The organism is Methanobrevibacter sp. (genome assembly GCF_050872065.1).
GTDB lineage: Archaea > Methanobacteriota > Methanobacteria > Methanobacteriales > Methanobacteriaceae > Methanocatella.
Map to the genome: position 1 here is coordinate 1 of NZ_JBNMGD010000057.1, position 8,172 is coordinate 8,172.

General features: G+C 30.7%; 9 protein-coding genes and 2 rRNA genes. 4 read left to right on the forward strand and 7 right to left on the reverse strand.

What is annotated here, in order from left to right; genetic code table 11:
- From ACR0P1_RS07100 to cgi121, 4 genes are all read left to right on the forward strand, one after another.
- Positions 1 to 134 (forward strand): 23S ribosomal RNA (locus ACR0P1_RS07100); the annotation flags it as partial.
- A gap of 159 nt (positions 135 to 293) precedes the next feature.
- Positions 294 to 413, forward strand: a 5S ribosomal RNA gene (rrf, locus tag ACR0P1_RS07105).
- Between the two features lie 85 nt (positions 414 to 498).
- Positions 499 to 1,968, forward strand: coding sequence for a (R)-citramalate synthase (locus ACR0P1_RS07110; protein ID WP_432645710.1), 1,470 nt, complete (start codon positions 499 to 501; stop codon positions 1,966 to 1,968).
- Between the two features lie 14 nt (positions 1,969 to 1,982).
- Positions 1,983 to 2,468 carry a KEOPS complex subunit Cgi121 gene (cgi121, locus tag ACR0P1_RS07115; RefSeq protein WP_432645711.1) on the forward strand — a complete coding sequence of 162 codons (486 nt, stop codon included), beginning with the start codon at positions 1,983 to 1,985 and terminating at the stop codon, positions 2,466 to 2,468.
- Here cgi121 and ACR0P1_RS07120 read toward each other — a convergent pair.
- From ACR0P1_RS07120 to ACR0P1_RS07150, 7 genes are all read right to left on the reverse strand, one after another.
- Entirely contained in the window at positions 2,452 to 3,405 is a 954-nt protein-coding gene (locus tag ACR0P1_RS07120; protein ID WP_432645712.1) for a DegT/DnrJ/EryC1/StrS family aminotransferase, read from the reverse strand. The genes cgi121 and ACR0P1_RS07120 overlap by 17 nt on opposite strands.
- Positions 3,398 to 4,579, reverse strand: coding sequence for an Nre family DNA repair protein (locus ACR0P1_RS07125; protein ID WP_432645713.1), 1,182 nt, complete (start codon positions 4,577 to 4,579; stop codon positions 3,398 to 3,400). The genes ACR0P1_RS07120 and ACR0P1_RS07125 overlap by 8 nt, the downstream gene beginning before the upstream one ends.
- A gap of 54 nt (positions 4,580 to 4,633) precedes the next feature.
- Positions 4,634 to 5,560: a glutamine-hydrolyzing GMP synthase gene (gene guaA / locus ACR0P1_RS07130; RefSeq protein ID WP_432645714.1), complete on the reverse strand. Its 927-nt coding sequence runs from the start codon at positions 5,558 to 5,560 to the stop codon at positions 4,634 to 4,636.
- Positions 5,560 to 5,820 (reverse strand): hypothetical protein, encoded by a 261-nt coding sequence (locus tag ACR0P1_RS07135; protein WP_432645715.1) that lies wholly within the window; start codon positions 5,818 to 5,820, stop codon positions 5,560 to 5,562. The genes guaA and ACR0P1_RS07135 overlap by 1 nt, the downstream gene beginning before the upstream one ends.
- On the reverse strand, positions 5,813 to 6,385 hold the full coding sequence (locus ACR0P1_RS07140) for a GMP synthase subunit A (RefSeq protein ID WP_432645716.1): 573 nt from the start codon (positions 6,383 to 6,385) through the stop codon (positions 5,813 to 5,815). The genes ACR0P1_RS07135 and ACR0P1_RS07140 overlap by 8 nt, the downstream gene beginning before the upstream one ends.
- Before the next feature lie 241 nt (positions 6,386 to 6,626).
- Positions 6,627 to 7,541, reverse strand: a complete 915-nt coding sequence (trxB, locus tag ACR0P1_RS07145; protein WP_432645717.1) for a thioredoxin-disulfide reductase — start codon at positions 7,539 to 7,541, stop codon at positions 6,627 to 6,629.
- Between the two features lie 121 nt (positions 7,542 to 7,662).
- A complete protein-coding gene (locus ACR0P1_RS07150; protein WP_432645718.1) occupies positions 7,663 to 8,034 on the reverse strand; it encodes a hypothetical protein in 372 nt (123 codons plus the stop codon).
- Between the last annotated feature and the right edge of the window lie 138 nt (positions 8,035 to 8,172).

The following is an 8,172-nucleotide window of genomic DNA, read 5'->3' on the forward strand; positions in this document are numbered from 1 at the left end:
GAGGTATCCCCTGAAAATAGATTGCTTAGAACGTGAGTAGAAGACTTGTTTGATGGGGTAGGGATGTGAGCTTCGAGGTTTTTTTTTCCGAGTTGTTTAGTCCGCTGCTTCCAATTGTTCGCTTGCATTATTTTAATAATAATATTTTTTTAGTAATTAAATCAAATTTCAAATTATATTTTCGCTGATTTTGATGTGATTTGGTTAGGTGTTTACAGTAAGGGTGAAAGTTGTACGTGTATTATTATTTATTAGTTTGTTTTTTTCATTTTCATTTGTAGTATAATTGTAGGTTTTGCGGTCATAGCATGGGGGTTATACCTGGTCTCGTTTCGATCCCAGTAGTGAAGTCCTTTTTGTGTTTTGTTTGTGTACTATGGTTTTTCTATGGGAATTTCATTTCGCTGCAAGCCTTCTTATATTACATATTATTTACTTACTTTTTTTGATAATTTTTATAGCCTAATACATCTATTACATAATTTTTGGTGATTTTTTATGAATATTAAAGTATTGGATACTACATTACGTGATGGAGAACAAACTCCTGGTGTTTCTTTAACTCCCAATGAGAAGTTAAGAATTGCAACCAAACTTGAAGAAATTGGTATTGATTATATTGAAGCAGGTTCTGCAATTACTTCACCTGGAGAAAGAGAATCTATTAAAGGAATTATGCAACAGGGTTTTAATTCTGAAATATTAAGTTTCTCAAGACCATTATCTATTGATATTGATTATTGTTTAGAGTGTGATGTTGATGGTGTTAATTTAGTTGTTCCAACATCAGATTTACATATTCATGATAAATTAAAAACCACCCGTGAAGATTTAATAGAATTGTCTAATAATGCTATTGACTATTGTAAAGATCATGGTTTAACTGTTGAGTTATCTGCAGAAGATGCTTCAAGGTCTGATTTTGATTTCTTAAAGTCTGTTTATCAAGATGCTATAGAACATGGTGCTGATAGAATTTGTGTTTGTGATACTATAGGTGTATTAACACCAGATTCTTCATTTGAATTGTTTAATAAATTAAAGGATATTGATGTTCCAATTGCTGTTCACTGCCATAATGATTTTGGTCTTGCCGTTGCTAATACTTTAGCAGCATTGAAAGGGGGAGCAACAGAATTCCATTCAACTATTAATGGGATTGGTGAAAGAGCAGGGAATACCTCCTTTGAAGAATGTGTTCTTAGTATTGACAGGTTATTGCAGGATTTTTCAACAGGTATTAATATTCATAAGATTTATGATATTTCTAAATTAGTTGCTAGGTTAACCGGTGTTTATATTCAGCCTAATAAGGCAATTGTTGGTGAAAATGCATTTGCCCATGAATCAGGTATACATTCTGATGGAATTATTAAGAATTCCGCAACATATGAACCTATGACTCCTGAGCTTGTTGGTCGTAAACGTAAGTTTGTCATAGGTAAGCATATGGGAACTCATGGTTTAGAGAGTAGACTCAATGAAATTGGTTTGACAGTTAATAAAGATCAACTTCAACAAATTTTTAATGATATTAAGGATTTAGCAGATAAGGGTAAAACTGTAACTGATGTTGACTTACAGGTAATAGCTGACAATGTTTTAGAAATAAATCATGAAGATAGGATTAAACTTGGTGAATTAACTGTTGTTTCAGGGAATACGGTCATGCCAACAGCATCTGTTAAAATAACTTTTGATGATGAAGAGATTCTTAATGCTAGTGTGGGTTTAGGTCCTGTTGATGCTGCAATTAATGCTGTTAAAACGGTTGATGCATTCAGTGATGTTGAATTAATTGAGTATCACGTAGATGCTATTGCTGGGGGTACTGATGCATTCATTGATGTAATTATTAAATTACAAAAAGGTGATAAAGTTGTATCTGCCAGGGGTACTGAGCCGGATATTATTAATGCTAGTGTGAAAGCATTCATTTCTGGAATTAATAGAATATTGCAGGATTAGGTGTTTATATGTACATGAGTAATATTCAAATTTTAGGTTTAAAAGGGACTATTGATTCTATTGATGAAACACTTAATTTAATTGATAGTATTAAGGAAGATGGTGAAATAATTCAACTGTTAAATGCAGATTCTATTGCTTCAAAAAATCATGTAATCCATGGTGTTAATCAGGCAATTCTTTCTTTTGATAGGGGTGAAAATTTAGCTAAGGATTTGAGTGTTGAGATTGCTCTTAGATGTTCTGCACAAAGACAAATTTCAAAGGCATTTGAATTATTAGGCCTAAAAGAGGGGAACATGAATTTATGTGCTGTTATAATTAATAGTAAAAATCAAAATTCCAGGTTATCTGAATTTTTTTCAGTAGATGACAGTGTTTTCATTCCTGATAACGAAAAATTAATAGAGATTTATGGAATCACTGATAAAGAGATGGAAAATATATCTCTTGAGGATATTATTATTGATAGGATTACAAAACTTACTGTAAATTATTAATTTTTATCTCATTTATTATCTTGTCCAAATATTCTTTTTCAAGACAACTGTAATCAAGATTTTTAACTTCAATCGCAATTGCTTTTTGTTTTATACGATTGTAATTAGGGCAGGTTGTAATGAATCCGCTTTTATCGGTCTTTAATGTTTTTTTCAAATTCCAACTTATTGATTTTGCATCATCATTAGGTATAATTACATTAATCCCTCTTTTGTTTGGATGTAATGTATTGTTGATATGTTTTTTTAAATAGTTTGTTGCATTTAATGTAAGTTCTAATTTTTCTTGGATATTTTCAAGTTCACTATCTATACCACTACATACAATTTCAGAAGTTTTACTTAATTTTGCAGGCATTGTTGTTTTTTTAAAAATTTCCGGGTCATCTGTTGCAATAAAACCACCTTGGCCAACATTGATTATTTTAGGTGATCCTGTTGATGCAAGAATGATATCTGAATATTTTCCGAGTCTGTTTTCTTTGTCCCCAATTCCGGCAGAGGAATCTTCGATTGTTGTTATGCCATTGTTTTTGCAGTATTTTGCAATATCTTTTGTATCTTGTTCCGCACAGTATCCTGCAAAACTAGTGTAAATTAACGCAGAACCTTCTTTAATGTCTAAGTCATCCATATAATTAGGGTTAATGAGGCCTAAGTCTGTTTTTAGAGTTATGATATTCTTATTTAAGAATTTTGCAATTTGTTTGAATCCATGCCACCCTCCTTGATCTGGAACAATAATATCTCCTTTAATAGCTGCAAGTGCAATAAAAATACTATTATTTCCACTGGAAGTTATTTTAATTTCTTCTTTTCCAGTCAATTTCTTTATTTTTTCACAGCAACTTTCTTCAAAGTTGGTATTGTTGTTGCTTAATGCAACTTCAGACATTATTTTTTTTGTTTTTTCAGAGGGGGTTTTAAATTTAAACATAATTATCCATTTTAAAGTACATATCCAATGTAGTTTGCTTAGAGTGAAGCATTTCATTCATTAGAGTTCCTTGTTTTACATATTTGTTAATAGGTATCTTAAGTTTTGTACCTGCATATTCTAGGCATGCTTCTAGGGTTTCAAATTCTATGTATTGATTGTGCATTGCTTCCTTAATGTTTTCCCTTACATTGAAAACACCTAGTGGAACATATCCATCATATGCTTCTCTTAAAATTAAAAGACCTGATTGTTTTTTGATTTTCATTAGATAATCCAGAACAGCCATTTTTGCAGTATAATAACATCCACCCACAATAGAATATTCTTTTTTACCACCATTAGTTTCATAATCTGAAAATATTAATTCTTCATTCTTCATTATTTTTATAAATGCTTCATACCATTCATATTGCCATTCTGTTGGAGTTAAAATGATTATGTAATAATTATTTAGTGCACCAAATTCAAAGACTCTATATGTATCTAATAATTCAAATTTCCTAACTTCTTTTAAAAATTCATCTGCAAGTGTTGAATCGCATGCTGTAATTGACCAACGTGTTGGAACAAGTTTTCTTTTGTTTTTAGTTCCAATAGCTCCTACTGAAAATGCTTTTTGCATAGCTGTGAATGGTACATCCTTATTGTGGAGGTTGACAATTGCTTCAGTTGATTTTAAATCAGTATCATAAAAAGTTTTTTCAAGTTGCCTGTCCCATTTAACTGCATCAATATCAAATTTTTCGATAACTGCACTTGGACCATGGGGCATACTGTCTTCTGTAAGCATAGATCCAGTTGGCCTTCTTCCGAATCTTGCTTCACTATCAATTGATTTAGATGCAAGGGATATGTCTTGAAGCTTTTCAATAAATGGGTTTTCCAAATCATCAATTTTGATTAGTTGTTTTCCACGTACAAGATTCATTCTATAGTTGATGATTTCGTCTTGTGTTTTATTTTGAACAATCCACTCTTCGGGAGCATCCATAATTGATGTATCTCCCATTTGTGAGCTCATCATGGGTCCAGCATAGACTTTAGGATAAGACCAGCTTCCAATAAATACTGATGGAGGTGTTGTTCCTTCTAAATCTTTTCCAATTTTAACAGACTTCATTTTTATCTGTTCTGTTAATTTGGCAAGATAAGCATTTTTAGTGGTTTTCATTTGTATCTTAAGAAAAAAAGTAAAAAAGAAAAATACTATTTATTAAAATAGTATTTAACAGAATTCAATGGTTGCAGGTGGTTTATCACTTACGGATAAAGCGACATGGGTAACTTCAGAGATTTCTGAGGTAATCCTTTTTGAAATAGTTTGAACAACTTCCCATGGAAGTTCAGCGACAGATGCAGTCATAGCATCAATGGAGTTGACTACTCTTACTATAACTAAATACCCGAAGTCTCTTTGGTCTCCTTTAACACCAGTAACTTTAGTGTCAGTTAATACTGCAAAGTATTGCCATACATCTTTATCAATGCCTGCTGCTTCAATTTCATCACAAACAATTTTATTTGCTTTTCTACATACTTCAACATTTTCTTTTGTAAGTGCTCCAACGACACGTACTCCAAGGCCAGGTCCTGGGAAAGGTTGTCTGTATACTGTAGTAGCTGGTAAATCTAATTCATCACCGATTTCTCTTACTTCATCTTTATATAAATCACGGATTGGTTCACATAATTCTAATTCCATTCCGCTTGGAAGAGCTAAGTTGTGATGAGATTTAATTTCGCCTTTGGTTTCAATCCAATCTGGAGCAATAGTTCCTTGCACTAAGAATTTAGCACCTGATTTAATTGCTTCTCTTTCAAATACATCAATGAATACTTTTCCAATGATTTTTCTTTTTTCTTCTGGATCTTCAACACCTTCGAGTGCATCCATAAATTCATCGGAAGCATCAACAAATTTAAAATTTAATCTGTCTTTAAAAGTATTAGTTACTTGTTCAACTTCTCCTTCTCTTAAAAGGCCATGGTCAACGAATACTGCAGTTAAATTATCTCCAATAGCTTCTTGAACAAGAACAGAACATACTGAACTGTCTACTCCACCAGATAATGCGATAATTGCTTTTTCATCACCTATTTGTTCTTTAATTTTTTGGATTGATTCTTCAATAAATTCTTTTGGACTTAACATTATAATTCCTCATCCTCTTCTTCATAATCTTCAATGAATTGTTTAATAATTGCTTCAAGACCATTGTCATTTCCTGATTCAATAACTTCAAATATTTCATCAAATTTGACATATTTTTCCAATTTAACGGATTTTTGTCCAATTCCAGAAACTCTAAAATCGTATTCTTCATCTCCAATTGGAACACTTAGGGATTGTTTTTTTAATTCTGTTTTAAACTCATTTGCTTTATCTCTTAAATCATCAGCATTATCAATCATTATTACACCTATCTTTACAGATTTTATAAAAATTATTAAATATTACTTCTCCTTTCGGAGTGTGATGTACTTCTGGATGAAATTGAATTCCATATACATCTTTGTCTTTATGTTTAAATGATTCAACATCACATAAGTTGGAACTAGCTAAGATTTCGAATTTCTCTGGAATTGTCTTTACTTCATCTTTATGGGATGACCAAACATCAATCTCAGGAGCTAGGCCTTTAAATAAGTTTTCATCATTCTTAATGTCTATTTTAACTTGAGCATAACTTTCAGTGTCTGAAGTAGTAACTTCTCCTCCATAGGCTTTAGCAATTAATTGATGGCCTAGACATATTCCTAAAATCGGTAGATTGAAATGTTCAATGTATTCTTCACTTAATCCAGCACCTTCGATTGAAGGACCTCCACCTAATATTAATCCAATTGGATTTTCAGCCTCGATTTCTTTAATAGATAAAGTATTTGAAACTAATTTAGCTGGAATTTTTAAGTATTGTAAACTTCTAACAATCCTATGATTGTATTGGCCTTTGTTATTTATTACTAAAATTGTCATATTATACTCCATTAAAATATAATAATATTATTTTTAGTTTTTTTATTTATTATAGTTTATCAAAAGTTTATATATTAAATAAAATAAATCAATGTTACATGGAACTTAAAGATTTAATATTCATTATTGTTGCGATATTTATAGCAATAGTTTTACTCAAAATATTTATTTGGTTATTGCCTGTAATTGTAGTATTAATAATTGCATTCTTCATTTATATCTTCTTACAAGAACGTTATAATTAATTTTGAATGTCTTCAAATGCGGAAGTTGCAGCAACTGCTCCTTCTCCGCAAGCTACAATCCATTGTTTTAAACCGATACACACATCACCTATTGCGTAAACATGGTCAATGTTGGTCTTTTGTGATTTGTCAATTACTATATGTCCAGTTTCATCTAATTTGACTCCTAATTGGCATGCAAGATGTGTATGAGGAATATATCCGACACTAATAAAAACACCATTAGTCGGTAGGTTTGTCAATTTACCAGTTTCAGTATCTTTCAATAAAACAGATTCAACAAGCATATTGCCTTTTATTTCTTCAATTGTAGCATTTAATATTGTTTTGATACCTTCTTTTTTAATCATTTCTTGTAAGTGCTTCTGAGCTCTAAATTCATTTCTTCTGTGTATTAGTGTAACATTAGCTCCAAGATTATTTAGATATAATGCTTCTTGAAGTGCACTGTTTCCTCCACCTACCATAACTATGTCACGATCTGCAAAGAAGAATCCATCACAAGTTGCACAATAACTTACTCCTTTCCCTTTAAACTCTTCTTCACCTTTCACATTCAAGTGTCTATGTGAGCTTCCAGTCGCAAGAATAATTGTTTTAGAGAAGTATGTGTCTTTGTTTGTTTTAACGCTAAATCTGTATTCATTATCAGTTTTTGTAATTTCTTCTACATTTTCCATTTCATGCAAATCACAGTTTTTAGTAGCCTGCTCTTTCATTTTATCAATTAATTCAAGTCCTGAAATTTTATCAAAACCAGGATAATTTTCCATTTCTGGAACTTCACGACCGAGACCACCTGCTAAATCTCTATCTAAAATTAAATTTTTAGTTCCTTGACGACCTGCATAAATCCCGGCGGTTAATCCTCCAGGGCCTGCTCCAATTATAATAATGTCATATTGATTCATTTTAAAACCTCTAGAATTATTTTTAGTTAATTATTTAGTGTTAAGTCAAAATTTAATAAGTATTGATATGATTATTTATAAAAGAAATAAGTTAATAGAAAAACAAGATAAAAAAATTAAATTAGTGGAATCCACATCCACTGCAAGTTTCACATTTCTCTTCTTCTATTGGATCATAAGTTTTATCTTCTTGAAGAGTAGCTGAAATAAAATATTGATCGAATTCATCTTTATTTTTTAATACAGGTGAAATACCTTTGAAATCACATTTAATATCTCCAGTTCCGCCAATATCAACTAAAATTGGTTCACCTAATTTAAATCTTTTAAAATAAGCTTCAACTTCATCTTTTAAACTTCCCGGGACTCTAAAATTAAAAGATAAAATGTTATTTTCCTTCATTTTTAAACCAACATATTTTTGGTCTATTTCATAATTCAAACCTAATTGTTTTTTGAAAAGTACTTTAGTACCAATCTCATTAGATGACATTTCAATAATCTCCTTTCATTAATGAATTAAACTTATTATTTTAAAGTATTTAAAATCTTTTATTAAAAAAATAATGCTCTTTCATTAAATAAAAAAATTTTGTTAAATGAATTTATAATGAATTATCATGATTTTGAA